General features: G+C 59.5%; 35 protein-coding genes. 18 read left to right on the top strand and 17 right to left on the bottom strand.

Annotated features, from left to right (window positions below; all coding sequences use genetic code 11):
• Window positions 1-22: 22 nt before the first annotated feature.
• Complete coding sequence (ygfZ, locus tag HL45_RS14575; protein ID WP_049971778.1) at window positions 23-1,141, top strand: CAF17-like 4Fe-4S cluster assembly/insertion protein YgfZ; 1,119 nt, start codon at window positions 23-25, stop codon at window positions 1,139-1,141.
• Window positions 1,142-1,161: 20 nt separating this feature from the next.
• Here ygfZ and HL45_RS14570 read toward each other — a convergent pair whose 3' ends face one another.
• Both HL45_RS14570 and HL45_RS14565 read right to left on the bottom strand, forming a co-directional pair.
• The gene (locus tag HL45_RS14570) at window positions 1,162-1,464 is read right to left on the bottom strand and encodes a hypothetical protein (RefSeq protein ID WP_049971777.1); all 303 of its coding nucleotides are present in this window, start codon (window positions 1,462-1,464) and stop codon (window positions 1,162-1,164) included.
• Between the two features lie 51 nt (window positions 1,465-1,515).
• Window positions 1,516-1,998, bottom strand: coding sequence for a hypothetical protein (locus HL45_RS14565; RefSeq protein ID WP_049971776.1), 483 nt, complete (start codon window positions 1,996-1,998; stop codon window positions 1,516-1,518).
• A 130-nt stretch (window positions 1,999-2,128) separates the two neighbouring features.
• Between HL45_RS14565 and HL45_RS14560 the strand changes: the two genes are divergently transcribed.
• Window positions 2,129-3,055, top strand: a complete 927-nt coding sequence (locus tag HL45_RS14560) for a sulfide-dependent adenosine diphosphate thiazole synthase (RefSeq protein ID WP_049971775.1) — start codon at window positions 2,129-2,131, stop codon at window positions 3,053-3,055.
• Window positions 3,056-3,085: 30 nt separating this feature from the next.
• Here HL45_RS14560 and HL45_RS14555 read toward each other — a convergent pair whose 3' ends face one another.
• Complete coding sequence (locus HL45_RS14555; protein WP_049971774.1) at window positions 3,086-3,766, bottom strand: class I SAM-dependent methyltransferase; 681 nt, start codon at window positions 3,764-3,766, stop codon at window positions 3,086-3,088.
• 534 nt (window positions 3,767-4,300) lie between these two features.
• Here HL45_RS14555 and HL45_RS14550 point away from each other — a divergent pair.
• Entirely contained in the window at window positions 4,301-4,636 is a 336-nt protein-coding gene (locus HL45_RS14550; RefSeq protein ID WP_049971773.1) for a hypothetical protein, read from the top strand.
• Between the two features lie 82 nt (window positions 4,637-4,718).
• On the opposite strand, the gene HL45_RS14545 is transcribed toward HL45_RS14550, so the two are convergent.
• From HL45_RS14545 to HL45_RS14535, 3 genes are read right to left on the bottom strand one after another with little or no spacing between them, the layout of a single operon-like run.
• Window positions 4,719-5,618: a thiamine-phosphate synthase family protein gene (locus HL45_RS14545; protein WP_049971772.1), complete on the bottom strand. Its 900-nt coding sequence runs from the start codon at window positions 5,616-5,618 to the stop codon at window positions 4,719-4,721.
• Window positions 5,615-6,235: a dCTP deaminase gene (gene dcd, locus HL45_RS14540; protein WP_049971771.1), complete on the bottom strand. Its 621-nt coding sequence runs from the start codon at window positions 6,233-6,235 to the stop codon at window positions 5,615-5,617. Before dcd ends, HL45_RS14545 begins: the two co-directional genes overlap by 4 nt.
• A gap of 41 nt (window positions 6,236-6,276) precedes the next feature.
• On the bottom strand, window positions 6,277-6,510 hold the full coding sequence (locus tag HL45_RS14535) for a hypothetical protein (protein WP_049971770.1): 234 nt from the start codon (window positions 6,508-6,510) through the stop codon (window positions 6,277-6,279).
• 81 nt (window positions 6,511-6,591) lie between these two features.
• Here HL45_RS14535 and pth2 point away from each other — a divergent pair, with 81 nt between their 5' ends.
• The 4 genes from pth2 (at window position 6,592) to truD (ending at window position 10,432) form a co-directional block, all read left to right on the top strand.
• Window positions 6,592-6,930, top strand: coding sequence for a peptidyl-tRNA hydrolase Pth2 (gene pth2, locus HL45_RS14530; protein WP_049971769.1), 339 nt, complete (start codon window positions 6,592-6,594; stop codon window positions 6,928-6,930).
• A 109-nt stretch (window positions 6,931-7,039) separates the two neighbouring features.
• Window positions 7,040-8,626, top strand: coding sequence for a bacterio-opsin activator domain-containing protein (locus HL45_RS14525; RefSeq protein ID WP_049971768.1), 1,587 nt, complete (start codon window positions 7,040-7,042; stop codon window positions 8,624-8,626).
• Between the two features lie 82 nt (window positions 8,627-8,708).
• Window positions 8,709-9,080, top strand: coding sequence for a DUF7344 domain-containing protein (locus tag HL45_RS14520; RefSeq protein WP_233274786.1), 372 nt, complete (start codon window positions 8,709-8,711; stop codon window positions 9,078-9,080).
• A 26-nt stretch (window positions 9,081-9,106) separates the two neighbouring features.
• Window positions 9,107-10,432, top strand: coding sequence for a tRNA pseudouridine(13) synthase TruD (gene truD, locus HL45_RS14515; protein ID WP_049971767.1), 1,326 nt, complete (start codon window positions 9,107-9,109; stop codon window positions 10,430-10,432).
• A gap of 15 nt (window positions 10,433-10,447) precedes the next feature.
• Here the strand turns inward: truD and HL45_RS14510 are convergent, their stop codons facing one another.
• The gene (locus tag HL45_RS14510) at window positions 10,448-11,809 is read right to left on the bottom strand and encodes a hypothetical protein (protein ID WP_049971766.1); all 1,362 of its coding nucleotides are present in this window, start codon (window positions 11,807-11,809) and stop codon (window positions 10,448-10,450) included.
• Between the two features lie 102 nt (window positions 11,810-11,911).
• Between HL45_RS14510 and HL45_RS14505 the strand changes: the two genes are divergently transcribed.
• The 5 genes from HL45_RS14505 to HL45_RS14495 all read left to right on the top strand — a co-directional run bounded on the left by HL45_RS14505 (window position 11,912) and on the right by HL45_RS14495 (window position 13,595).
• A complete protein-coding gene (locus HL45_RS14505) occupies window positions 11,912-12,628 on the top strand; it encodes a DUF2103 domain-containing protein (protein ID WP_049971765.1) in 717 nt (238 codons plus the stop codon).
• Window positions 12,629-12,715: 87 nt separating this feature from the next.
• Entirely contained in the window at window positions 12,716-12,871 is a 156-nt protein-coding gene (locus HL45_RS21290) for a hypothetical protein (RefSeq protein WP_162833883.1), read from the top strand.
• A 42-nt stretch (window positions 12,872-12,913) separates the two neighbouring features.
• A complete protein-coding gene (locus HL45_RS14500) occupies window positions 12,914-13,192 on the top strand; it encodes a 50S ribosomal protein L37ae (protein WP_049971764.1) in 279 nt (92 codons plus the stop codon).
• Window positions 13,189-13,323 carry a DNA-directed RNA polymerase subunit P gene (locus tag HL45_RS20015; protein WP_076427131.1) on the top strand — a complete coding sequence of 45 codons (135 nt, stop codon included), beginning with the start codon at window positions 13,189-13,191 and terminating at the stop codon, window positions 13,321-13,323. Before HL45_RS14500 ends, HL45_RS20015 begins: the two co-directional genes overlap by 4 nt.
• 5 nt (window positions 13,324-13,328) lie before the next feature.
• Window positions 13,329-13,595, top strand: coding sequence for a KEOPS complex subunit Pcc1 (locus HL45_RS14495; protein ID WP_049971763.1), 267 nt, complete (start codon window positions 13,329-13,331; stop codon window positions 13,593-13,595).
• Between the two features lie 44 nt (window positions 13,596-13,639).
• On the opposite strand, the gene HL45_RS14490 is transcribed toward HL45_RS14495, so the two are convergent.
• On the bottom strand, window positions 13,640-14,626 hold the full coding sequence (locus HL45_RS14490; RefSeq protein ID WP_049971762.1) for an NAD-dependent epimerase/dehydratase family protein: 987 nt from the start codon (window positions 14,624-14,626) through the stop codon (window positions 13,640-13,642).
• A gap of 87 nt (window positions 14,627-14,713) precedes the next feature.
• Here HL45_RS14490 and HL45_RS14485 point away from each other — a divergent pair, with 87 nt between their 5' ends.
• From HL45_RS14485 to HL45_RS14475, 3 genes are all read left to right on the top strand, one after another.
• Window positions 14,714-15,361, top strand: a complete 648-nt coding sequence (locus tag HL45_RS14485) for a helix-turn-helix domain-containing protein (RefSeq protein WP_049971761.1) — start codon at window positions 14,714-14,716, stop codon at window positions 15,359-15,361.
• Between the two features lie 78 nt (window positions 15,362-15,439).
• Entirely contained in the window at window positions 15,440-15,835 is a 396-nt protein-coding gene (locus HL45_RS14480; protein WP_049971760.1) for a prefoldin subunit beta, read from the top strand.
• 3 nt (window positions 15,836-15,838) lie between these two features.
• Window positions 15,839-16,084, top strand: a complete 246-nt coding sequence (locus HL45_RS14475; RefSeq protein WP_049971759.1) for a DUF3194 domain-containing protein — start codon at window positions 15,839-15,841, stop codon at window positions 16,082-16,084.
• A 91-nt stretch (window positions 16,085-16,175) separates the two neighbouring features.
• Here HL45_RS14475 and HL45_RS20495 read toward each other — a convergent pair whose 3' ends face one another.
• The 7 genes from HL45_RS20495 to HL45_RS14445 all read right to left on the bottom strand — a co-directional run bounded on the left by HL45_RS20495 (window position 16,176) and on the right by HL45_RS14445 (window position 23,168).
• Complete coding sequence (locus HL45_RS20495) at window positions 16,176-16,433, bottom strand: hypothetical protein (RefSeq protein WP_144240096.1); 258 nt, start codon at window positions 16,431-16,433, stop codon at window positions 16,176-16,178.
• Window positions 16,434-16,622: 189 nt separating this feature from the next.
• A complete protein-coding gene (locus HL45_RS14470; protein WP_049972064.1) occupies window positions 16,623-18,017 on the bottom strand; it encodes an FAD-binding oxidoreductase in 1,395 nt (464 codons plus the stop codon).
• Between the two features lie 66 nt (window positions 18,018-18,083).
• A complete protein-coding gene (locus tag HL45_RS14465; RefSeq protein WP_049971758.1) occupies window positions 18,084-19,934 on the bottom strand; it encodes a DUF2070 family protein in 1,851 nt (616 codons plus the stop codon).
• A 36-nt stretch (window positions 19,935-19,970) separates the two neighbouring features.
• Window positions 19,971-20,519, bottom strand: coding sequence for a GMP synthase subunit A (locus HL45_RS14460; RefSeq protein ID WP_049971757.1), 549 nt, complete (start codon window positions 20,517-20,519; stop codon window positions 19,971-19,973).
• A 90-nt stretch (window positions 20,520-20,609) separates the two neighbouring features.
• Entirely contained in the window at window positions 20,610-21,803 is a 1,194-nt protein-coding gene (locus tag HL45_RS14455; protein ID WP_049971756.1) for a PKD domain-containing protein, read from the bottom strand.
• A 61-nt stretch (window positions 21,804-21,864) separates the two neighbouring features.
• Entirely contained in the window at window positions 21,865-22,230 is a 366-nt protein-coding gene (locus HL45_RS14450) for a hypothetical protein (RefSeq protein WP_049971755.1), read from the bottom strand.
• Window positions 22,231-22,295: 65 nt separating this feature from the next.
• Complete coding sequence (locus HL45_RS14445; RefSeq protein WP_049971754.1) at window positions 22,296-23,168, bottom strand: TIGR01548 family HAD-type hydrolase; 873 nt, start codon at window positions 23,166-23,168, stop codon at window positions 22,296-22,298.
• Window positions 23,169-23,239: 71 nt separating this feature from the next.
• Here HL45_RS14445 and HL45_RS14440 point away from each other — a divergent pair, with 71 nt between their 5' ends.
• Complete coding sequence (locus HL45_RS14440) at window positions 23,240-23,851, top strand: methyltransferase domain-containing protein (RefSeq protein WP_049971753.1); 612 nt, start codon at window positions 23,240-23,242, stop codon at window positions 23,849-23,851.
• Window positions 23,852-23,947: 96 nt separating this feature from the next.
• Window positions 23,948-24,151 carry a heavy-metal-associated domain-containing protein gene (locus tag HL45_RS14435; protein ID WP_233274785.1) on the top strand — a complete coding sequence of 68 codons (204 nt, stop codon included), beginning with the start codon at window positions 23,948-23,950 and terminating at the stop codon, window positions 24,149-24,151.
• Window positions 24,152-24,264: 113 nt separating this feature from the next.
• On the opposite strand, the gene HL45_RS14430 is transcribed toward HL45_RS14435, so the two are convergent.
• Window positions 24,265-24,630, bottom strand: a complete 366-nt coding sequence (locus HL45_RS14430; protein WP_049972062.1) for a UPF0146 family protein — start codon at window positions 24,628-24,630, stop codon at window positions 24,265-24,267.
• Between the two features lie 63 nt (window positions 24,631-24,693).
• Here HL45_RS14430 and HL45_RS14425 point away from each other — a divergent pair, with 63 nt between their 5' ends.
• A complete protein-coding gene (locus tag HL45_RS14425; protein WP_049971752.1) occupies window positions 24,694-25,230 on the top strand; it encodes an archaemetzincin family Zn-dependent metalloprotease in 537 nt (178 codons plus the stop codon).
• Here the strand turns inward: HL45_RS14425 and HL45_RS14420 are convergent.
• Window positions 25,218-25,877 (bottom strand): helix-turn-helix domain-containing protein, encoded by a 660-nt coding sequence (locus tag HL45_RS14420; protein WP_049971751.1) that lies wholly within the window; start codon window positions 25,875-25,877, stop codon window positions 25,218-25,220. The two genes, HL45_RS14425 and HL45_RS14420, sit on opposite strands and share 13 nt — an antisense overlap.
• Window positions 25,878-25,919: the final 42 nt, after the last annotated feature.

Genomic DNA, 25,919 nt, shown 5'->3' with positions numbered 1-25,919 from the left:
GGCCACGGCGACGACTACGACCATGCACGTAGAAGACCTGCACGCCGACCACGGGGCGACGTTCTGCTCTGTCGGCAACCGACGGGTTCCCCGCGATTACGGACGACCGGAGCGCACGCACCGCGCCGTCAGAAACGGCGTCGGACTCACGGAAATGCCATACGGTGTTCTGGTCATCACGGGCGACGACCGAATCGAGTACGTCGATAACGTCGTTTCGAACCGGATTCCGACGGAAGACGGTGAGGGAACCTACGCCCTGCTCCTCGACCCGCAGGGCAAAATCGAGATGGACATGTACGTCTACACGACGGACGACAAACTCCTCCTTTTCACGCCGCCCGGCAAGGCGACTCCATTGGCCGAAGAGTGGCGCGAGAAGGTGTTTATTCAGGACGTGGAGATTACAGTTGCGACCGACCAGTTCGCCGTCTTCGGCGTCCACGGCCCGCACGCCACCGAGAAGGTCGCCAGCGTGTTGAACAACGTGAGCACGCCCGACGAACAGCTAACCTTCGTTCGCGGGAAGATGGCCGACGTGGGCGTCACGGTCATCCGAACTGATGCACCGACCGGCGAAGAAGGATACGAAGTCGTCTGTACGACGGGCGAAACCGAGGACGAAATCGGTCGTCCGCGCCCGAACGTCGAACTCGTCTTCGACGCACTGATTACGCACGGGATGAATGCCGCGCCGTTCGGCAGGAAGACGTGGGAATCGCTGACGTTGGAGGCTGGTACACCACTGTTCGAGTTCGAACTGGAGGGAGAAATTCCGAACGTTCTCGGTATTCGGAACGCGCTCGACTTCGAGAAAGGCTGTTTCGTCGGACAGGAAGTCGTCTCGCGCGTCGAAAACCGTGGCCAACCGAGTCGCAAACTCGCCGGACTGGTTCCCGAATCGGTGCCCGAACAGGGCGCGGCGGTCTTCGACGGCGACGAAGTCGTCGGCGAAGTCACCCGCGCAATCGACAGTCCGTCCTGCGAGGAACCCATCGCGATGGCGCTCGTAAATTACGCCGTGGGAACAGACGCCGACCTATCAGTTCGCATCGACGGAGAAGACGTTTCGGCGGAACTGGTGACGCTCCCGTTCGTGGAGGGTAGCGATTCGTCGGGTCGGGTGCCGCAGTACGACTGAGAACTGTTTTTTTGAACAAACTACGCAGGACGCCACCTGATTGCGGTTTGCGGATGGAGCGGATTCGCGCCGAGAACGTCGTAGTCGGTGTGTGTCACAGAAATATCGGGATGTTCCCGGAGAATTGGCAGTAGGTCGGTGTCGTACCCGCGAATATCGGCGTATCGCCGTCGGAGTAGTCCGAGAACGGTATCTGTCGGGTGTGGCCCTGTCTGTTCGAGGTGGACACCTGCCGCGATTGTTCCCGCATTTGCTCGGGAGACTAATCGGTCAACGACCGATTCGACTTTGTTCAGTGTCGTTAGGGCACCACGAGTGAACACGACTACGTCCTCGTGTTCATCAAAAATACGCCACTCGTCGTGGAAGTCGAACTATTCGGCAGAAATCCGATCGTCCTCCGCGTGTAGTTCGCGCGAAATTTCGACACCCTTCTCGGTGATTTCGCCGCCGACGACTGTTACGTCGGGAAATCCATCCGCGATGATGCCGAGGTTTTTCCCCCACCCACAGCCGAGCGCGAGGACGGTTTCGCCGCCCTCCAAAACCGGTCTGAGCGCCTTGCGCACGACGTCTTTTTCGCGCGAATGGAGTTCATTCGAACTGGAGAGAAACAGTTCTTTTTCGACCGAAATGACATCCGGTTCCTCGCGCCCGCGAGAGCGAGTTTCGACCGCGAAGCCTTCGCGGTCGAGATTCGTTTCACGATAGTGGTTCAGCACATGGCCGTAGATGTCGTCGTACACCGCCGGGTCGGTGTAGGCGTCGAAATCTCCCGGTGGGTCGCGGTCTGTATCGAGAAGGTAGCCCGACCACTCCGACTGCTGTGGCAGTTTGTCGAGTGCCAGTGGTTCCATTGGATTCGTAGCCTGTGAACGATTGCATAAATAACATTTCGATTGACGAGTGGCCACGTTTCGTTCGCCATCTTCGTACCACCAACAGAGGGAAACGGTTTTCAACAACCTAGTAATATCACTAGGTGGTATGCACGACTTCGACGGATTCGCGGACGTTAGCGAGGCGGAAGTAACGCGAGCAATCGGCACGGCGTGGAGCGACGAGTTCACCGAGTTTTCCGAAAGCGAGGTCATCATCGTCGGCGGCGGCCCGTCCGGACTGGTCGCCGCAAAGGAACTCGCGGAACGCGGAGTGCAGACGATGGTCGTAGAAAAGAACAACTACCTCGGCGGCGGCTTTTGGCTCGGCGGATTCCTGATGAACAAGGTCACGGTTCGTGACCCGTCACAGGCCGTTTTGGACGAACTGGGTGTCCCCTACGAGGAGTCGGACGAGGCGGAGGGACTGTACGTCGCAAACGGGCCGCACGCCTGTTCCGCCCTCATCGAATCGGCCTGCGCCGCGGGCGCGAAGATGCAGAACATGACCGAGTTCACCGACGTGGTCGTCCGCGAGGGCCACCGCGTCGGCGGCGTGGTGATGAACTGGACGCCGGTTCACGCCCTCCCGCGCGAACTCACCTGTGTTGACCCAATTGCAGTCGAATCCGACCTCGTTATCGACGCCACGGGCCACGACGCAGTCGTCGTCTCGAAACTCCAAGAGCGCGGCGTGCTGGATGCCCCGGGACTTTCCCACGCAAAGGAGTACAACACCGGGATGGACAAAACCGAGGAAGGAGAGTACGGCGCACCCGGCCACGACTCACCCGGCCACGATTCCATGTGGGTCGCAAAGAGTGAGGACGAAGTGGTCGAACACGCCGGGAAAGTCCACGACGGCCTCGTTGCGACTGGCCTCGCAACCGCGACGACCTACGGTCTGACCCGAATGGGGCCAACGTTCGGCGCGATGCTTCTGTCCGGTAAACGCGCCGCACAGGTTGCGTTGGACGAGTTGGATGTCGGTGGGACTGTAGAAATGGAAGGGAGTTCGTTGACTGCGGACGACTGAAAACCTGAAAAACCACACCTTCGCCTATTTTCACACTGGCAATCGCCCGCCGGTAATCCGAACCACACCCAGCGCGTGTTCGCTGTCGTTCGTCTCGACTGCGCGCTCCGACAGCGCCCGCCGCGCTTCCGCGACTCGGTCGTCAAGCACGTTCCACGGCGGTTCTTCGAAGTTCTTCCCCCTGCCGGGAGTCGAAGCGACGACCAATCCGCGGAAGGCCTGATTGACGGCCCACGAGTACGGATGCGTGCTTTGGCCTGCGTCGAGCAGTGCGAGCCCACCGCCCGGACTGATGCCGTCCAGCCAGTAATCGACGGTGGTGTAGGGGTCGTCCAGCATCCCCACGACGAACGTGGCGAGGACGGCGTCAACCTCCTCGCGGAGTTCGAACGTGGCGGCGTCGGCCTGCACGAGGTGGACGTTGTCCCAGCCTTCGCGTTCGACCCGCCATCGAGCTTGTTCGAGCATTCCGCGGGTAAAATCGACGCCGACGACGGTTCCGTCCGAACCGACGCGCTCCCGAAGATGGGGAAAGTTCGCCCCCGTACCACAGCCCATTTCGACGACCGTATCGCCGGGTTCGAGGCCGAGTTGGTCGGCGACCCGACCACGTAACTGGGAGAATCCGGGCGTCGCCGACGCGAGGAAGTCATAGAGCCGCGCCCACCGCCCGTAGAACTGCTGGGCAGCGGTGGTTCTGCTCTGGGACATGAATGCAGATACGACCGGTTTCGATAAAAGAGACGGGGCTGGATATGCACGGTGGCATTATATCTTGTGGACGAGATTGCTTGGAAATTTAACGAACGACCGTTCGAACTCGGTATTTACGGTGGTATCGAGTCAACAGGCTCCTGCCAAAACCACGCTAAAACGGCCAGAGTATTCAATACATACCATAAAAATTTCCATTATTATATTATATATCAGACCGCTCGGAGACGGTGAAAAACGCGTCGTCAGGGCGAGTACCGTCTCATCAGTTCAAACGGAAACGACGAAAATACATACCCCGTGTTCGAAGTATCTGACGAGAACAACGAGGACACGGGGATCGGTTCACAGACCCATAGCTACGCTGTCTGTGTCTAAAAAATAACCTCGTGTACCCCTACCCGAGGTAACTGAACAGTAAGACCGGACTGGTATATACTTTGTGTGTGCCAGTTCCGTTGGACAACATAAACTACCTGCGTGAGTAGGCAAGAACTAAACGAAATGAGAACGATACAGAAACAATACAGCATGCAACCACTGCCTAAGACTAGTGATATTCCTGCCGGATGGGAGCAGTCGCCAATCCGTGGCGACGAAATCGAACTCCGGCATCAGAACGGAGATATCGCAGTGAAGGCGGTTCGTGCGACGAGTGCGGACGAGTGGGAACTCGAAATGGAGGACAGCATCGGCAACCGATACACCACGATTCGACCGGTTGGGCAAGCCGACACGAAAACCCAAGCCGTTTCTGCGCTCGTGGCGCTTGCCGAGGCGGTTTCCGACCTTCGAAATGAGCGCGACGACATGCTTCCCCACGACATCGTTCGGGAAGTGAAACGCGGGCAGCGAGTGCCGGTGTAGTCGAGTCGAATCGAGTTGTGACGAGTTGAATTAAGTCGAATCGAGTCGGGGGACTCGATTCACGAGACGGACAACACGGAACTCAGACGATTTTCCGCGCTATTTCCGCCGTTTCTTCGGCAGTCTCGCCGAGAATGTACGTAATCGGTTCGATGCCGTAGCTTCCGGTGTGGTACAGAATCGTCGCATCGGGATTCTCCGCGAGCGCGTCTCCCAGCGTTTCGCCGAGATTCTCGTATGTTGCATCGAACTCCGCGGTTTCGTAGCCCAGTTCATCCAATCTGCTGATGACGTCGGGGTCGTACCGAATATTGAGTGCTGCGCGGGCGCTAGCGCCGTTTTCGCGCGCCGAAAGCAGGATGGAGGCGACGTGTTCGCTGACGCCGAACTCGGGTTCGGCCGGAATCGTCGCGCGGCCTTTCACGTCGAAAATTCTGCCCGGAATCCCGGCAACGTCGTCAATCGCATCCGCGTCGGGGAGACACTCACAGAGGTTCGACCCGACGGCGGGAATGAGCGACGAAAAGCCGCTCGTCTGTTCTACGATGCGAATCGCCCGGCGCATCGAGGTGAGAACGCGCTCCGTCGCCCGAAGTTCGTCTTCCGGGTCGTGGATGTTGAAGTCGCCGCCGTGACCTTTCAGTTTCGGCATCGATTCCTCGTGCAACTGCGCGATGAGGTCGTGGTCTTCCAGTCGCCGGATGAGGACTTCGACTTCCACGAGGGCCTGCACCTGACTCATGCTTCCCGTCGCCAACCCCTCGCCGATTTCGTCCACGAGACGACTCACGCGCTCGTCGTCACGAATACGGTCGTTCTGTGCAACCTCTCCGTGGGCGTATTTCGACACCGCACTCTGACTGATGCCGAGCGCGTCGGCTACCTCGCTCTGTGTCAATCCGCGCTCGCGGAGATCTTCGGCGAGCATCGAACGAAACGTGGGGAGAAACTCTTCGACCACGATTTCCTCGGCGAACTTCATGAGTCGTCTCCCCGCGACTCTCCCCCGAAATTCTGCTCCCCGCCGAACTCGTGGTCGCTACCGATTCGGGAGGCCTGTGGCCCGTCTTGGTCTTGATATTTCGACCCGCGTTCCGACCCGTATGGTCGCTCCGCCGAATTTTTGAGCTCCGTGAAAATGAGCTGTGAGATTCGCGTGTCGGGTTTCAGCGCGACGGGTGCCGTGCCGAGATTCGACAGTTCGAGCGTGATTTGGCCGCGATAGCCGGGGTCAACGACGCCCGCAGTCGCGTGGACGACCACCGCGAGTCGGCCGAGCGACGATCTCCCTTCGACGTGGGCCAGCAAGTCGGCCGGAATCTCGACCCGCTCTTTCGTCGTCCCGAGGACGAAGTCGCCGGGGTGGAGGATGAACTCGTCGCCGTCCTCCACGATTGTTTTGTCCACGTAGCTATCGACTTCGTCCTCGCTGTCCGGATGGATGCAGGGAATGTTCGTGCGCTGAAATTCGAGGAACTCCTTTCCGAGGCGGAGGTCGATGCTCGCCGGTTGTATCTGCAGGTCGGGTTCGTCTATCGGTTCGACGACTAGCGACCCCGATTCCAAACGGCTGCGAATATCGACATCGGAGAGTATCATGTCGGTAGAACGGGCGGGGGTGAGTAAAGAAGATTCGGTCGTCAGGCGCTACCGAGAATGGTCAGATAGAAGAAAGGAAGGCGACGGAACCTGCTGCTGCCGTCGCCTTCGGAAGCGGTTGTGATCGCTTGGCTAAGCCACCTACCCATGATACCAACTGCGGCAGACGTACTGATGGCGACGAAGAACACGATCGTGAATGTCTGCGGAAACGGCAGTTTCGGCGTTCGCTCACGGAAAAATCGGTCAGGGTTCCGGAGCACGTCTCGAATCATGTCCGAAATGTTAATTTTAGTTACATAACAGCTTCCAAATCGAGTAGCCAGCGTTTTACTCCACCACTTCCACCACTGCTCATGAAACAGACCATCGTCGCGCGAACTGACATCGGGATGGGTCGCGGCAAGCTCGCGGCACAGGTTGCACACGCGTCACTTTCCGCATACGAGGATACGGGACGCAAAGCACGAAAACGATGGAAGGGAAGCGGCCAGAAGAAAGTCGTTGTAAAGGCCAGTGGTGAAAAAGAAATCTTCCAACTCGCGGAAAAAGCGCGCGCAGAGGGACTTCCCCATGCCATCATCCGCGATGCAGGCCACACCCAACTTGACCCCGGAACCGTGACGACGCTCGCAGTCGGCCCGGCGGACGACGACCTCGTTGACCGGGTTACCGGCGATCTCTCTTTGTACTAAAAATTATACCTACCGAAAAATTACCAATTTAGAAACACTTTAGCGACTCGGCGACCGATTCTCCCGATACGCTACGCACCGTGTTAGCGATTGACTCATGAGGACGGTAATGGACGAACGAACTGTTCGGGCAGTTCTCGACGCGCTCCCGGATGTATTCTACGCCTTCGATGACGATGGGTCACTCGTACAATGGAACGATCGTTTGACGGCGCTCACGGGCTACGACGATTCGGAAATCGAGGGGATGACTCCAGAAGATTTCATCCCAGAAGAAGACCAAGAAACGATATTTGCGGCTATCGACGCCGTTCTTGCAGACAACCAAACCGAAACACGACAGTCCGCACTGTTGACGAAGGACGGCAAAAAAATTCCGTTCGAATTTAACGCACGGCGGGTTACCGACGGGGATGGCACCGTTCGCGGATTCGTCGGAACCGGTAGAAACCTCTCCAAGCGCCGTGAGCGCGAGCGTGAACTCCGCCGACAGCGCGACGAACTGGAGACGTTCAACCGGATCAACGAACTCGTTCGAGAGGTCATTCACGCACTCGTCTCGGCGGCGGTACGCGAGGAAGTCGAACAAACCGTCTGTGACCAGTTAGTCGATTCCGACCTCTATCGGTTCGCGTGGGTTGGCGACTACGACGTTGTCGAGAATGCCATCGTCCCGCGAGCGACCGCTGGCGACGACGAGGGATACCACGAAGTGGTAAGTGAGCAGGTGAACGACGAGTGGGAGCGCCCCGCGGAAACCGTCTATCGAACCGGTGAGAGCGTCGTCGTTCGTGACATCTCCGAGGAACCCGCTCTCACAGCGGAACTCAGGAACGAAGGAACCGAGCGAGGGATTCATTCGGGAATCACGGTTCCGCTCTCCCACGGCCCGACGACGTACGGTGTTCTCGTCGTCTATGCGAACCGCACCGATGCCTTCAGCGAGCGCGAAGCGGACGGATTCAAAGCCCTCGGAAAACTCGTGGGCTTCGCCATCAACGCGACCGAAAGCAAGAAACTCCTGACCGCTGGCTCAATCGTCGAACTGGAGTTCGACGTAGCGGACGAGGACGCCGTGCTTGTTTCCCTTTCACGCCAAACTGGCGGAGTGCTCGTGCTCGAAGGAACTGTCCCACTGTCCGGTGGAAAGTTCCTCTACTATTTACGTACCGAGGGAGTCACGCCGGAACAAGTTACGGACGTTGCAGAAACGCTGTCTGCCGTGGACGAGTCGCGCGTCGTCTCCTCCCATTCTGACGCGGGGTTGCTGGTGTTGACCGTCTCGGACTCGCTGGTGAATTTGGTCGTCGAAATCGGTGCGAAGGTTCGAACCGCCAGAGCCGAACACGGCCAGAAACACCTCGTCGTGGAGGTGTCACCGGACGCGGACATTCGAACGCTGTTGGACTCTGTTCGGTCGTCACATCCCGACGTAGAACTCAGCGCAAAACGCGAAGTCGATAGGCCGGTCGAGACACGAAGCGATTTTCGCCAATCGTTCGCGTCCGACCTCACGTCCCGCCAACGGGCCGCCTTCCGCGCCGCCTATCTCGCTGGTTACTACGACTGGCCGCGCAAAAGCACGGCCGAGGATATCGCGGACACGATGGGAATCGCGCCCGCGACGCTTCATCAGCATTTGCGAAAAGCGGAGGGAAAACTCGCGTCTACGTTTTTCACCGATAACAGGGAGTGAGAAGACGCTCTTCCCCGTTTGCCTGCACTACCAACGCACGTAGGTACACAGTATTTGGTTACGACGTTCCACTACACAATCGATGAGCGAGAGACAGGCAACAGTAGACATGAAAGAGCGACACCCGGATGACGAGGTGAACTTGTCGGTCGAAACGCTCTTCGACGTGCTGGAGAGTTCTCACCGGCGATTCGTCCTCTCGTACCTCTCGGAGTCACTACCGCCAGTGAAAATCGACGACCTTGCGGAGTACATTGCCGCCGCGGAAGAAGGGACGGCGGATACCGACCTATCCTCGGAGATGACGGACGAAATCGAGATTCTTCTGTATCACGTCCATCTGCCGAAGTTGGAAGATGTCGGCTTGGTTTCATACGATTCTTCGGCAGGAATCGTCGAGCCCGGCGACGCAATCGGCGGCGCACAGGGCTACCTCGAACTCGCGGAACTTTAGTCCCGTCCGGTTCATTCTCCGGACGAATGCGCGAGGCACACCCCATCGAAACTGCGGTCGGTATGGAGTATTACGTCAGTGACACCGCGGGAGTGGGCGGTCACCTCCGCGACACCGACGAGGATTTTCGCGTTCGGGAAATCGAGCAGTTCGAGGTCGAACCGCTCGGCGCAGACCCCGGTTCGTATCCACACCTCGTCGTTCGGGCCACACTGCGCGGGTGGGACACGAACGACTTCGCCAAGCGCTTGTCCAGCGAGTTGGCAATCAGCAGGGAGCGCGTCTCGTGGGCCGGAACGAAGGACAAGTACGCCGTCACGACCCAACTGTTCAGCCTCCGAAAAGTAAATCCGGAAAACGTGCCCGAGATTCGAAACGCCGAAATCGAACCGCTCGGACGAGCAGGGCGAGCACTCCAGTTCGGTGATCTCGCGGGCAACGAGTTCGAAATCGTCGTCTCCGACCCCGAACGTCCGGAAAACGCAGACACAATCGCGGATGAACTCGAAAATTTCGCAGGTTCCGCCGACGGCGTCGCGGTGCCGAACTTCTTCGGTCAGCAACGGTTCGGCAGTTTGCGGCCCATCACGCACGAAGTCGGCCTACACATCGTTCGCGGCGAGTGGGAAGACGCCGTGATGGCCTACGTGGGCAATCCGTTCGAAACGGAACCGGAAGACACGCAAACCGCCCGAAAGCGCGTCGAAGAAGTCGCACCTGATTGGGACGCCGTCCTCGACGCGCTTCCGAGACGACTCGGATTCGAACGCTCGATGGCTCACCGACTCGTGGAAAACGGCGGTACCGAACCGGAGGATTTCCGCGATGCGCTGGAATCGCTCCCGACGAATCTCCAGCGATTGCTCGTGAACGCGGCCCAGTCGTACATCTTCAACCGAATCCTGAGCGAGCGACTGGAACGCGGGCTTCCATTCGACAAACCGGTCGCTGGCGACGTTGTCTGTTTCGCCGAGGAGGTTGACGGCCTGTTCATGCCGGATATGAGCAGAGAACAGAAGGTAACCGAAAACCGCGTAAAAACCATCGAACGCCACTGCAAGCGCGGTCGAGCGTTCGTCACCGCGCCACTCGTCGGCACGGAAACCGAACTCGCGGAGGGTGAACAAGGCGAAATCGAACGCGAAATTCTTGCCGACGTAGCCCTCGAACCGACCGATTTCAACTCGCCGGGAGAATTTCATTCAACCGGCACCCGCCGGGCGATTCTGGTTCGAACCGACTGCACTGTGGGACACGACCCGCTGTCGTTCGAATTTTCGCTTCCCTCGGGGTCGTATGCGACCGTCTTCCTGCGGGAGTTTCTGAAATCCGACCCGCTCGATATGGGGTAAAGTGACTCATCGTGACTACGATTTTTCCGCCGGAATCATCCTGCCGAGTAGAAATGCCGGAATCCCGACGAAGGTGACAGCGACCAGAATTACGCCGACGAACAGGAGCGAATAGAGGGTATAAAGCGACGTTCCGACGTACGTGATCGGTCTAGCCATCGCAAGCGAAACCGCCAGCATCGTCGGTGGGAGGGCAATTGCAACCCGCCGGTATCGCGGGTCGCTGACCGCATAACCCACGACGGCCATCGAGAGCAGAAAGAGGCTGGAAAACGCGGCGAACATGAAGTTGTTGACGGCGTAGTAATCAAGCGCGAGCAGTCCCGACACGACGTAACTATCGACGGCGATGGCGCTGGCAAACAGTATCGCTATGCCTGCTCCCCACGCGAGGAGGACGCCACCTGCAACGCGGGGGAGCGTCGGACGAACGTCCGCGAAGGTCAGGAGTGCCAGCACGGTGTACGCACTGCCTGCGATGACGATTCCTGAGGCGAAGCTACCGCCGTCCGCGATTCCGAGTAATCCGAAGAAAAGCGTCAGGACACCGAGTGCCATGACGATTCCCGCGAGACATTTTGCCGTCCGCTCGTCGCGCTTCACGGTTTTTTCGCTGAGCCACACGAATCCCACGAGAAACGCCAGTAAGGAAACAGCGGGCAAGAGAACGTTGAGGAGCAGGTTTCGAATCACGTTGTCAGCGAGTGTTTCCGAAACCGAGACGAAACTCCAAAATTCTCCGGCCACGCCGCCGGACTGCGTGAAGGTGACGAACGGGCCGTTGCCCCTCCCGCCGTCGTATTCGGTGAGTTCCAGTTCGTTCCCGCGCACCGTCGCGTCGCTCGGTGCGCGCGTGATGTGAGTTCCTGACGGCCCGATAACGGTCATTTCGTCGGCACCTAAGTCGGAAATCCTTCTCGTCCCTATCTCGCGGAAGCCATCGAATCGGAGGGTGTCGCCACGCGTTCGGACGACCTGCTCGTCGCTCCGGTAGCGGAGGACGGCCGTGTCACTGCCGACGATTTTCGCAGAGAAAAAGTGTATATCGCTGTAGCCTTCGGCACTTTCGGTGATTTCGGTGAAGGCGTCGTGGTTGTTTCGGAAGTATCGAACCGCACGCTCGCTCATGAGCTGATTTCTCACCGTCCAGATGGCGGTTTCGTTCTCGTAGACGCGAACAGTGACGGTGCTGTGTTCGACGCCCGTCGCCGTCTCGTTTACGAGGTTGGTATCCTGGCCGTACCACGTCGCGGCCTCACTGAATCCCTCTCCACACGGTTCGCAGACGGACTGTGGAGGGGGTGCCGCTATTGTTGGCGTCGCCACGAGAAAGACGAGAATGAGGAGGGAAATCGTCCGGAGACGGAAACGCTCCATATTCCAAATCATTTCTAATCAGATATGTTTCTTGCCCTCGGATTTCACTGTATCACGACTGCGAAACGCCGAGATTAAACGCCACGATTCGCAAGGAACGACATGGACTGTCGGCAGTGTGCGTCCCCGCTCGAACGCCCCGGCGACTACTGCCTCGTCTGCCGGACGCACAACGCCGACGCCGTGGTTCTCTCCCTCGACCGCGACCACGCCGAACTGACGATGCTGGGGGAGGATGCAGTCGTCGGGAAAACCGACGTGCGCACGACGCCAGAAGACGGCGATGCGGAGGTGGTCGAACTCCGAAACTTCGCGGGACGAATCGCGGACGACGTACAGCGAAAACGCCCCGAGGAGGTATTTGCCGCGGGCGACCGGGACGTGGTTCGCGCTGTTCGCGCGCATCTCCACTACGATTTCTATCGCGTCGGAAAGGAAAATCCAGTCGAGGACGTTCTTTCTCGCAGGGGTGAGCGTTCGCTCGAAGTCGTGGAAACCGCTCCCGCGGACAAACTCGGCGGGTCGCACACCACGCTCATCGGAAACCGCGACGGGATGCGCGTGATTCGGGAAATCGCGGGTCACCCCCACGTCAAGAAAATCATTCCCGGCCCAATCAGCGCGGGCGGCGCGAGTTCGGATTCGGGTGTCCGCGCCAAAGCTACTCGCGCGGACGAAAACGGAAACGTCCGACTGCTGTTGCGCGATGGGTCGAGCGTTCAAGAAAATCGCGTCGTCACCACCGCAATGGACAGGGAACTCGGCGAGCGAATCCGCGAGGATTTGAACGAAGCGCTAGCGGAAACCGGATTTCGGTAGATCGATTTTGAATCCAGTCTACCATTCTCGCCCCCCACTTAGTAGCCGCCCCAGCGCTTTTCATGCTCCGTAATTAGATGTAATTACATGGCCTCTCGCTACGACGCGGTGCTCGCAGCGATTCCGACGCTATCGGGCGGTGGATACATGGCAGGGCAGTTTACGGCGTTTCCGCTGACGGTGCTCGGACTGCTCGGAGCGGTGCTGGTCATCGGATATGCGCTGGCTCGCCCGCCGGTCTGACTCAAAGGCTTTATCTGTCCTCTCGGGTAAATCTCCGGTACTATGGCCGAAGACTCTAAATCACGAACCGGCAGTGCCGGTCGGTTCGGCGCGCGATACGGTCGCGTCGCCCGCAAACGCGTCTCCGAAATCGAAGCGGACATGAACGAGAACCACACCTGCCCGGACTGCGGAAGCAGTTCCGTTGACCGAAAGGGGACGGGCATCTGGGCGTGCGGTCGCTGTGACTACACGTTCGCTGGCGGAACCTACCGACCAGAGACGCCCGCCGGAGAGACTGTCAAACGTTCCATCCGCGCCGCGCTCGCTGACGAAGAATGAGCTACAAATGCTCGCGTTGTAAGCGAGACGTCGAACTGGACGAGTACGGCGGCGTCCGCTGTCCGTACTGTGGCCACCGCGTCTTGCTCAAAGAGCGGAGCAGGGACATAAAGGAAGTACACGTCCGATAGCGCCCGTGTCTCACGACGCGCTTTTCCAATTCGAGTACGAATCCGACGAGCGTGCACTGCTGGTTTTCAGAAGCATTGAACAGGAAATCGGCGAAATAGACGACGACCGCTCGCAGACGACCGTCGAACGAGAGGAAAACTGTGTCGTCATTCGTGTCTCCGCGGACGACCTCGTGGCGCTCCGTGCCGCGATGAATACGTGGCAGACATTAGTGGGGGTTGCGGAGCGGGTTTCCGGGTTCGACGAGTCTTCACCGTCTCTCGGTCGGTGACGAAGCCGACTTTCTGCACGCGCCACATCCGACGCCAACGAGTATCAGTTTTCACGCCATTCGTAGCCGTCCGGACGCTTGACGAGCGTCCCCGCTTCGCGCCACGCTTCGACTACATCCTGAAGGCCTTCCCGGTAGGTCGGATACGCAGGCTCCCAGTCGAACGTTTCGCGGAATTTCGCGTTCGAGGTCGGGGCCGAGTTCGTCAGCAGACGCACCGACGATTTGCCGACGAGTGGCCGTGCGAGCCATCCCGGAATCCGTCGCGGTTCGGGAGCGTCGAGTCGGTCAGCGAAGGTTCGTAGAAACTCGAAAAGCGTCACCGGTCGGTTGTCGGTGACGTGCCACAGTCCGGTTGCGCTCGATTCGGCCGCCGCCGCGAACGCTCGTGCGGCGTCTTCGACGTGAACTATCGAGAGCGTCGCATCCTTTCTGCCGAGGATGCCACCACCGAGAATCGGGAATTTGCCAGACAGTAGTTCGGCACCAATCTGACGGGTGTGTGCCGTTTCTGGTGCGTAGAACCAGCCACAGCGAAGGATGCCAACTTCGAAGCCGTATTCTTCGCCTCCTTGTCGGACGATTCGTTCCGCGTCGAGTGCAGACCGAGTCACCCGGTTCGGGTTCGGCGGCGCCTCTTCGGCGAAGGGAGAACCATTCGGTCTGCGAGCGAGCCACGTAATGCTTTGTTGAAGCAGGCGGTCTGCTCCGACTTCGTCGGCGACAGAGACGAGATTTCGTGCTCCTTCCGCACGCACTCGGTCGTTCAGCGTCCACTCGCTGTCCGCCGGTTTCGTACTGGTAGGAATCGCAGTTGCGGCGTGAATGAGCACGGCACAGCCTTCCGCTGTCTCGGCGAGTGATTCGCGGTCAAGGATGTCGCCACGGCGAGGTTCACCGCCGCACTCGGCGACGAGTTCGTCGCCTCGCGCATCGCGCGTGAGGCCGATGACCTCGTGATTTCGCTCCGTGAGGTGCCCGACGAGTCGGCGTCCAAGGACGCCGGTCGCGCCAGCGACGAAAACGTTCATGTCTCTTTGTTTGTCAGAATTGGCGATAGCTGTTCTGCCGCAGTTCTCTGGATGATTTATAAGAGGTCTGAAACTCGACAATCGGGCATGAAATATCTCCGACTCTCGCTCGACTCCGGCCAAACGACGATACATCCGGTATACGACGTTCTGACTCGCGGGGACTGCGTCGAACAAGCGCGCGGTCTTCACGGAAACGTTTCCGGAGACATTGCCACGCTCTTGTTTCACATTCGAGGAGATATGGGGCGATTTACCGCGATTCTCGACGACATCGAAAAAGTACTCGAATACGACATAACGCGCCTTTCCAACGACGAGTTCTACTGCTACATCTACAACGAGACGACCGCCGTGGATGGCGCGCTGTTCGCCGCGTTCACGCGCGAAAGCGTGGTGCAAATCTCGCCCGTCGAATATCACGACGACGGACGAGCCACGTTTGCGGTCGTCGGCCCGCCCGCTGAACTCCAAGACGCGATGGCCGACGCACCCTCCGGAATCGACCTCCGCGTCGAACGAATCGGTGACGGTGCGCTCCAGCGCACCGTCACCGCAGGGCTGAGCGAGCGCCAGCGAGCGGCCGCGGAAATCGCAGTCGAACTTGGCTACTACGACGTGCCGCGACGAGCGAGCCACGAGGACGTTGCAGATGCGCTGGACTGTGCACCCAGTACTGCCGCAGAACATCTCCGAAAGGCGGAATCGAAGGTGTTCACGGCCTCCTTCCGGTGAAAATCCATCGGTGTGTCGCGTGCCCTCTCACGAGTCGCAAAGAGTGGCTTTTTCCGTCCCGACCACGACGTTCTCACTATGCAGGGTAATCTTCCACCAGAAGCACAGGAGAAGCTCGAACAACTGCAAGACCTTCAGGACACGGCACAGCAGGTCGCCGTCCAGAAGAATCAGGCCGAAACGGAGCTGACCGAAGCGCAGAACGCGCTCGACGAACTGGAGGACATCGACGAGGACGCGACGATGTTCCGCGAAGTCGGCGAACTGTTCGTCAAGACGAACTTCGACGACGCACAGGAAAACCTCGACGACAAGGTTGACACGCTCGAAATCCGCGTCGAGACGCTCGAAAAACAGGAGAGCCGAGTGCAGGAACAGTTCGAATCGCTCCAGACCGAACTGCAGAACATGCTCGGCGGCGCTGGCGGCGGCCCGTCCGGCCCGACCGGCCCCGGCGGCGCTGGCGGCGCGTAAGCGATGGTCAGCGACGAAGAAGTCGTCCAGACTGCCGCGGAAGCGGCCGAGGACGTGATTTTCTCGCGCATCAAGCAGTCCCAAGTGAAGGACTTCGACGTGACGGTCACGTTCGAGGAGGGCGTCCTCGACGTTGACGTGTACGTCAACGCCCCGAACTCGGAACGGGACGAGGAGAAAATCGCAAATGATGCGGCGCTGGCGGCCCGAGCGGCGGTAGACGAGTTGTTCGCCGAGGAATCGGCGTAACCGCCGTCCGTGCCTTTTTCATCCCGTCCTTGAATGAGCAAGGACAAACACTACCTTCGTTTAGTCGTTTTAATTTAATTGTGACGTGCCATCAGTCACTGGCCCGCTCGGGGGACGACCGCCAAACGGCGGACTCGGCGCGCTTTCCTCGCGCCGTGAGACAGCGTCCCACTGGTTGACCCGCCCACCCGATACCCATCGGACAACCGATGGCCGGGTTCTTTCCACGGGCGAACCGGAACGCACCGAGCGGTGAAACGCCGAACATGATGGCCCGAAAACCCTCTCTGAAGACATCGGGGGAGAGTAGGTCTGTGAGCGGGCGTACATCCGTCCGCTGGTCTGTCACATCTGGGCAAACGGTTTCCGGGGCGGTCAGGGTTTGGATAGGTTCGGGGGAAACGGGGGTTTCCGGTGGGTTTCAGGACGGGTCTGAATTTATGCTGTTTTCATCGTGGCGGAGACGATTGTGACGAAAAAAAAAACGACTCCGAGGTGGCACGCTGTGTCACCTCGGTTCGAAATCACCCGTCGGTTCCTACTCCTCCGCTTTCAGATTTCCGTGCGCCCGGAACACGCCCTCCGGGTCGTATTTCGCTTTGACTTCGGCAAGTCGTTCTGCGTGGTCGCCGAACGGGATCTCCGAAGAGTCCTCTTCGAGCCCGGGGAAGTTGACGTACTGGCCGCGCGCTTCCGAATGCGCACGCATTTCGGCGATGCTTTCTCGCACCCACTCCACCGCGGCGTCGGTTTCTCTGGGGTCGTCCCAGTTCGCCTCGAAGTTGAGTCCGTAGGGGACGTTCCGGTACGGGAACGCGGTTTCGTCGGCATCGACGCGGGCGATTTCACCGCCACCCTGCCACACGTCTACGGTCGAAAGCGGCACCGGACAGCGTTCCGAGCAGGCGACGATGCTGTCGATGACCTCGTCGTTCAACTCGTCCAGATAGAGCGATTTCCAGTAGTAGTATCGCCCGTCCGGGTAGTCCTCGTCCAGCATCGACTGGAGTTCGACGTATAACATCGTACCGCTGAAATCCACGACAGGGTCGGCGAACTCCCGAACCGGGCGCAGTGCCTCCTCGCCTTCCTCCGGGTCGCCCGCGTAGCACCCGAGGAAGGCGATGGCCGAGTCCCCCCACGACGATTCGGGAAACTCCGCCAGTTCCGGCACCCACGCGTAGAACGGTAGGAGACTCACCTCGTCCGGCGTATCCTCGGTGTACTCCCTGAAGAACGTGAGGGCGTCCTCTGCCTGTTTCCCGTCGTACCAGACGAAACACATGGCCACCTCCGGCCCGACCGGATGGCAGTCGTATTCGAATGCGGTGACGATACCGAAGTTGCCGCCGCCGCCGCGGAGCGCCCAGAACAGGTCTTCGTGGTCGTCCTCGCTCGCCCTGATGAACTCGCCGTCGGCGGTTACCACGTCCGCCGAAACGAGATTGTCACAGGAGAGGCCGTACTTCCGGCGGACGTGTCCCATGCCGCCACCGAGTGTGAGTCCCGCGATGCCGGTGACGGAAACGACGCCGCCGGGAACCGCCAGTCCGAACTGCTGTGTCTCGCGGTCTACGTCGCCCCACGTCGCGCCAGCACCGACCCGGGTGCGGCGAGAATCGGGGTCTACCTGCACCCAGTGCATCGGTTCGAGGTCGATAACTAGTCCGTCGTCCACGGTTGCCCGCCCCGCAGCGCCGTGGCCGCCGCCCCGCACCGCGATTGGCAAGTCGTGTTCGCGGGCGTAGCGCAATGCGGCCTGCACGTCGGCGACGCCCTCGCACCGAGCGACCAGCGCGGGTCGCCGGTTTATCATTCCGTTCCAGACCCGGCGCGCCTCGTCGTATCTCTCCTCGTCTTCCGGCGTGATGAGGTCGCCGTTCAGTTCGGATTCGAGTGTCTCGACTGTCGAGTCTACTGTCTCTATTGCCATTTCCCCCACCAGAAGAACGTTAGTCGTGTGAGTCGATAAACAGGGTTGTAAAATCGGCGGACAGGTTCAGGCGAGGAAAAAGATGAGGACGCTGATGGACATCACGGCGAGAATGACCGCCCCCGCCAACGCGCCGCCCATTGCGATAACCGCGTTCGCGTGACTCGCAAGCGTTTCGGTGCGGTCGTTGCCGAAGACGGTCACTTCGGCGTACTCACTGGCCATGCCGCCTTCGACTGGTTCGAGGTCGGCTGTCGCCTCCTCGACCAGTCGATTCACGAGCGAGATGAGTTCGTCGTGGTCGATGGCTCCGCCGACTTGATTCGAGGATTCGACCATGTTCACGATATGCGTGTCGGTGGTCATCACCTCGACTTCGTCGGCATCGACCGCCGAGACGATTCTGTCCCGCAGTCCGGGTTCCATGTTGTTCCCGTCTACGAGAACGTAGGTCGTGCGCTGACCTTCGACTTCGAAGACGGACACTCGGATGCCGAGGGGGCCGATTCCCTCGGCTGGCGTCCACTCCGTTTCGTCCCACGCGACGCCGAGTTTCGGCGCGCCGCGTTCCGCGCTTTCGAGGTCTTTCGAGACTGCCTTTGCGGCCTGAATCATCTGGAACGAGCGTTCGCTCCCGGGATAGACGTGACCGAGGTCTTCGCCTTGGAGTCCGTTGTTGCAGTTGTGAGCGTCCACGAGCATCACGTCGTCCAGTCCGTTCGACCGCGCTTCCGCGGCGGTAGCGAGGCCGACCGAGTATTCCACGTCGTCGGCAAATTCGGGGGAGTAGGTCGCGGCGAGGAGTGCGTCGTCGCCGAAGCCCTGTCCGATGATTTTCGCGTCCCCATTTTGCGCACGAACGCTCTGGGTTGCGGTGTCGCTGTATTCGATTCGCTGGAACGCTGTTTCCGCAGTTTTGAGGATGGTATCCACTTCGCGCTCGGTGACGAGGTTAAAATCGTGTCCGGCGGTTGCGTGCGGCGGGAACGCGAGGCCGTCGGCCTGACTGGCCACGCGCCGCGGGAGGTTGCCACCGCCGATTTCACCCATCGGGCCGGGATGAATCATCGGCAGGACGAATCGGGCTTTCTCGCCCTCATCGGTTCGAAACGAGAGGACGGTGACGGGAACGACCGCTTTCTGTCCCATCTTTTCGAAAAAGTCCTCCAACTCGCGGGTGCCCTCCGCGATGTGGCCGATGAATCCGCGGACGAAATCGAGGACACTGACGCCGAGACTGCGCCGCCACGGACGGTCGATGACGACGAGGAAGACGTACACGCCGAGCGCGTACACGCCGCAGACGAGGGCAAGCAGGATAAAATCTCGCGGCTCGATGACGCCCAGTTCCGACGGTGCTTGGCTCCCTCGCGCAAGAACGTTCTGCACGAGCGGGCCGCCGACTTCGAGGACGCGAATCGTCTCGCTGTAGATGAAAAACAGGAGCGCGGCGGTTCCGGTCTGAATGCCTGCGGAGACGGACGAAACGAGAAACGAGGTGCGCGAAACTGCCATCACGACGAACAGTCGCAGAGCAAAGATAGCCGCGAGGCTGACGAGCAGCACGTCGAAGACAAACTGCTGGCCGATTCCCGTGAACGCGGCGAAGATTCCGGCAATCGTCATCACCGTGACGACGATTGCCTCGCACGCCAGCGCGAGCAGCGACGACCGGTTGTAGGTCAACTGGCCGCCGAGACGGCGGTCAACCGGCGTCGTCAGCACGCTCGCCACGACCGTCGGAACCCCGATGAAAAACATACCTTCCCACGCGTCCTGAAGGATGTATTCGGAGTCGAACGCCCCGATACCCGCGAGGGCCGCGATAAGCAGAGCGAACGTGACGCTCGCGTACCACTGCGGCGCGCGGAAGATGTAGCGGGACAGGCTCGCCAGGTCGCTCTGGGTCGCTGTCATTGGCAGAAAAGCTACGCCGCGAAGAGTTAAAAGATACTACTCGCAGATTTCTCGGAAGTTTTCGAACACTTCCTCGCCCTTCGCGGTGTGGGCGACTTCCGGATGCCACTGGACGCCGTATAGGTCGCGGTCGGTGTCGCTCATCGCTTCGATGCCACACACGTCGCTCGTCCCGGTTCGTTCGAAACCGGACGGAACTTGCTTCACCTCGTCGGCGTGACTCGCCCAGACGCGTGTTTCGGGGGAGAGCGAACCGATGAGCGGATCGTCATCTTCCGTCACTTCGACCGTCACGTCCGCGTAGCCGCCGTATTCGCCGCCGCCGACTTCGCCGTCCAAGACGTGCGCCATCACCTGCATGCCGAGGCAGATGCCGAGAACCGGAATATCGAGGTCGAGGTACTCCGCACAGTTTCCGATGTCGTCCATCGACGGGCCGCCCGAAAGCACGAGTCCGTCGGCGTCGATTTCTTCGGGCGGCGTGTCGTTGTCGATGAGGTCGGTTTCGATGCCCATGTCCCGAAGCGCGCGGTGTTCGAGGTGGGTGAACTGGCCGTGGTTGTCCACGACGAATATTTTCGTCATTGGCGGGCGATATGGAGGGCACGAATAAAAGCGCCTCGTCACCGCCGTGTTTTTGCCACGGAGTGTTCTACCAGCTAACCGTTTCTCACCTCATCGCTTGGCTACCGCTCCGCCCACGAGCAGAATGGCCGCAAGCGCCACGACGCCCAGTCCATAGGTTCCAAATGGCGTATCAGCCCCCGGTAGCGTGTTCGACTCGCTACTGTTCGATTCTCCGGATTGCTGGTTCTGTGTCCCCTCACCCGATGGGCCTTCATTGGGCGACGAACCGTTTTCGCCATCCTGAGACGAATCCGCCACCTGCACCGTCACAGTTGCACTGTCGGTGACGTTTTCGCTATCCACGACCGTCACGTTCGCCGTCTGTTTTCCAACACTTTCGTAGGTGTGCGTCGCGGTCGGTTTCGTGGTCGTTTCGTCAATCTCACCGTCGCCGTCGAAATCCCAGCGATATTCGGAAATATCACCGTCGGGGTCGCTCGATTCGCTCGCGTCGAAGGTCACTTGCTGGCCCGTTTGCACCGAATCGCTCGCGGTGAGGGTCGCCGCTGGCGGCGACCCGCATCCGCCGGGACGAATGGTCACGGATTGGCCCATGTCGAGTTGCGTTTCGTTCGGGTTGCTCACGCCCCCCGACAGAAACGCCCACGAGGTGACTGGTTCGGATTCGAACCTCGAATCGTAGAGCGTTGCTCCCTCGTTCCACGACGGGGAGACAGTCAGTCCGTACTCGCCGGACAGTCCGCGGAAGACGGCCCCGTCAACGCGCGACCCCGTCCACGTCCAGTCGATTTGGCTGCGCGACCACTGGTCGTCGCGGCCATCGTAGGTGTCGTCCATCAGTATCCACGCTCCCGATTCGGGTAGGCCGTCGAACCCGAACGATGCGGCGCTCATCGGGAGTTTATCCCCAGTTCGCTCCTTTCGCAGTTGGTCGTGGAGCACGACGAGGCTGACCACCCCGCTCGGGGCTTCGTACAGAAACATCGTACTTCCGTTCTCCCGGGTGAGCGAATCGGGTGCGAAGGAACTGTACGACCAGTCGCTCGGTTCGGTGTAGGGATTCCGGTAATCGTAGAACGCAACCACGTTTTCGTCGCCCTGAATTGGATTCACCGCGACACAGGTGTCGCCTTGTTGGACGGAATAGGTGTCGTGTTCCGACGCAGGCGTGTCTGGAAGTGTGTCACCGGGCAGTCCGGGCGGCGGAACTGCGGTGGCGATACCGAACGTGGAAACGACGAGCGTAGCGAGGAGGGCGGTCAGTGCAGTACGATTACTCATCGTTCTGCAAGCGTTCGCTTGAACCTTTGTTATGGCCCGCCTGTGGTTTTTCGCTCTCCTTTCAGGCACCGCTTTCTTCGAGCGCACGGCCCGATTCACGAAAGTACACGACCCACGCGATAATCGGGAGCATGGTGGTAACCCACGCGAGACGAACGCGGAAGTCGATGATTCCACTGGTTAGCAGGTTCGCCACCTGCAAGCCACCGAATATCACGAGTCCCAAGCCGAAACCGAACGCGACGTGCTGATTTCGTTGGGGCTGTCGCTCCAGAACGAAGTAGACGAGCGGGACACAGATAACGAGTAGAATTGGCGTAAAAACCACCTGCGTGAAGGGGTCGGGCGGTCCGAATATTCCACCAAAAACGAACGCCAGAACCGTCCCGTATTTGAGCGCCGAAACGGCGCGTTCTGTGGCAACCATACCTGCCAATCCTGCCCGGAAAATATCATTCTTCCGAAAATAACCTCTCTACTATTTCGCGTTAATCAGCGTTCCGCGAGCAGTTCGGGCAAATCGTTAATCGAGTCGATGACCGCCTCCGCACCGTTCTCTTCGTATTTTCGCCTCCCTTCTTCCCCGGTCAAACCGCCGGTCAAAACACCGATTCCGAAATACTCCCGCGACGAATCGGCGTCCGCCGCATTCGTCGCGGTTCGAACGTCGTCTAGCGTGTCGCCGACGAAGACGACTCGCTCCGCGTCGAATCGCTCCGCGAGCGTCAGCAGGGCGTGTGGGTGCGGTTTGCCCTGCTCCCAGTCGTCCATCGTAAAGCGGTGGTCGTCCGCCACGTCGAGTTCGGCGCGGGAGAGCGCGATGTCGGCCTCTGCGGACGGTCTGCCAGTCACGATTCCCACCGGGTAGTTTTCCGTGAGGGTCACAATCGTTTCCGGTTCGACCAGCACGGGTTCGTCGTTGATGTAGCCTCTCGTGGCAAGGGTCGGTTCCCCGCCTTCGAGTTCGGCGTACAGTTCCGACCCGAGATAGAGTTGCTGGAACACCGCATGCAGTTCTTCTCGGTTCCAGTTTTCGAAAACCCGCGTTCTTGCGTCTTCCGGCAGAGCGTCGGCCACGACTTGCTCCGCGGCGTCGAGTCCACCGCCTGCCTCCGCGATTTGGTCGGTGAACTCCGCGATTGAGTGGTCGAGTTCCTCGCGGGAAGCGAGGACGTACAGTGCCACGGCGTAGGTGAGTTCCCAGTCGTTGTTGAACCCACCGGCGTCTTTGAACGCCTGTATGTCGGCTTTCGGAATAGTGTCGTCGTAGACGTGCGAGACGGATTCGATAATCGCTCTCCGGTAGGAGTCTGCCACGTCTACCAGTACCCCGTCGATGTCTAGCACGACAGCGTCCGCATTCATGTTCTCGGCTTCGTTTCCGGAACCATGGGTCTACCGAATCGACTATGGTCATCGCGCGTGATGGTTAGTCCATGCAGCACGAGGAACTCCAGCAACTCTACGGCCACGACGAATATTACTGGGGCACGGAGCCGAACGGGTTGGCAGAGACGATACTGGAGTTCGCACCGGAACGGACGGCCCCTGCCGCAGTTGACATCGGTGCTGGAGAAGGTCGAGACGCCATCTATCTCGCCGAACACGGCTACGGCGTCCTCGCCGTCGATCCGATTCACAACGGTTTGAAAAAGGCCGAACAACTCGCGGAAAAACACGACGTCGTCATCCAAACGCGGGAAGCGGACGTAAACGACCTCGACTTCCCGGCGATGGACGTGGTGTACTCCTGTGGCGTGCTTCAGTATCTCCGCCCGGAGAACCGAACCGAGCAGTTCGAGCAGTTCAAAACCTCGACGACTGACGGCGGGATTCACGTCCTCTTTGCGTTCGTGAACCATCCCGATGTCCCAACCGCGCCCGACTGGAGCGACAACGAATATTTCTACGAACCGGGCGAACTCCGGGAGTATTACGACGATTGGGAGGTCGTGGAAGAAGACGAGTTCGTCTTCGACGACGATTCCGGCGGCGAACCGCACCAGCACGCGGCGGAAACGCTGGTCGCCCGGAAACCGGAAGCGTAGACTTCCACCAGATTCTCGGTGCTGTTCATATCGGAGCAATAGTCAAACAATCTGTCCAATATTGTGGTATTAACTGAATAGCGGCCCTCTGTTCGAATGCAGATGGAAGAGTACACCGTCCAAGTCACCGGCATGAGTTGCAAAAGCTGTGAAAGTATGGTTCGAGACGCGGTGACCGCCCTCCGCGGCGTCAGTAGCGTAGACTCTGACGCCCAATCCGGCGAGGTCACCGTCCGGGGTGAGGCCGGAACCGACGACCGAGTTCGCCAAGCGATAACCGAACTCGGCTACGAGGCGTAAGCCGAAACAGGCTTCAGCGAAACACCGAGGACACGATTTTTACCCCTCCACAGGCCTTTTTCCGCCGACAACTCGTTCAACATTGTCACCTCAACTCCGCGATAGTCGCAGTATCACTCCCGCGCCCAAAACAGCGTCTCCCCCGAAATCGTCTCCCGACGAACCGGAACCGACGGCTGGTCACCGCCCAAAGTGGTAAACACGAAGACTGAATCACACTTCTTGGCTACAACAAGCGCCGGGCGGTGGAGTTCCGGCGGAATGTTCAGCGCGTACAGCACATCAGAATTTTCGTACACGCTAGAGTCTGGATTCGTCACGTCGTCCAGCACGAACTGGACGTTCGAAGGAACCTCTCGCGGTCGGATGTCAGTCGCGGTAACGACGATTCCCGCGTCGGCGAGCGCACCCGCAACGTCCGGACGATTGCCGATTCCGATTTCGACGGCGGACTGATAGTCGGCGAGGCGGGCAACCATTTCGTCGCGGGTTTCCGGGTTCACGGCGGGATGTTTATGGGGCGTCCCCCCATAGGGGTTGCTATGTTGATTGACATCGTCCCCGTGGGGGACGTGACGGGACGGGTCAAACGGGAGGCCTCTTCGGCACTGCGGCGGATTTATGACTGCGACGTGATGGTTCACGAGCGACAGGAGATTCCCTCTGGGTCACACGACCCGAACCGAAACCAACACCGTGCGGAGGATTTCATCGAACTGGCGAGTCGCATCGGCACGGGGGAGAAAAACATCGCCATCACGCCTCAAGACCTCTTCTACCGCAGGCGGAACTACGTTTTCGGACTCGCCTATCTCGACGGCCGGGGAAGCGTCATCTCTACCTATCGACTGCAACCCGCCTCCGACGGCTTTTCTTCCGACGGCGGCATCACGACGAAACCCGCGGACGAGGTGTTTTCAGACCGCGTTCGAAAGGAAGTCGTCCACGAAATCGGCCACACGATGGGACTCGAACATTGCGACAACAGTCGCTGTGTGATGAACTTTTCTCCGACCGTCCGCGAAGTTGACGTGAAAGAGGAGAACCTCTGCGGCACCTGCCAGCGTCAGGTGTTGTAAACCAGTTCCCGAACGATTCTCGACTCCGCGTTTCTAAGGTGCGTTGAGGCCGTACTTGCGGCACAGTTCAGCTTTTCGGCGATGGCTTCGACTCCCGACTCCCGCGGCACTTCGTAGTAGCCGACCGCAACAGCGATTTCCAACGTCTCTTGCTGGCGCTCCGTCAATCTAGACCAGAGTTGCGCCTGCGGCGTGTCGTACTCGCCGATTTGCTCGACCACCACGTCGATGTCGGTGTCGAGTCCCTCCATTACGTCGTTCATGTCCGCTGCCTTCCCAACAAGTTCCATCCGCATCGCGCCGTCGCTGGTGTAGGTGATGGGCGGCACGACGAGGATGCTCGTTCCCTCGAACGCGGTTCTGAACTCGTCGTCCACGTCGCGTTTCGCGTGTTCGATGTAGGCGTAAAACGAACCGTCGGAAAGCGGCGTGAGTTCGTAATCGAGAATCAACGGTTGCCCCGAAACTGCATCCTCGTACGCCTCTTCGTCGCCGACGATTCGAAAGAGAACGTAGTCGCGGTCTTCATGCGAGAGGTTCCAGTTTAACAGTTCCGCACGCTCCATCTGTTCGTGTTCCATGATGAACGTCCGCATCGGATTGCGCATCTCGGCCGGATGACGAAGCGTGAGCCGAACGTATTTCATACGCGAACATACGGCTTCGCTTATAAATGCTCTAGTGGATTC

The sequence above is a fragment of the Haladaptatus cibarius D43 genome (assembly GCF_000710615.1).
Classification (GTDB): Archaea; Halobacteriota; Halobacteria; order Halobacteriales; family Haladaptataceae; genus Haladaptatus; species Haladaptatus cibarius.
This window is presented reverse-complemented; position numbering and strand designations above follow the sequence as displayed.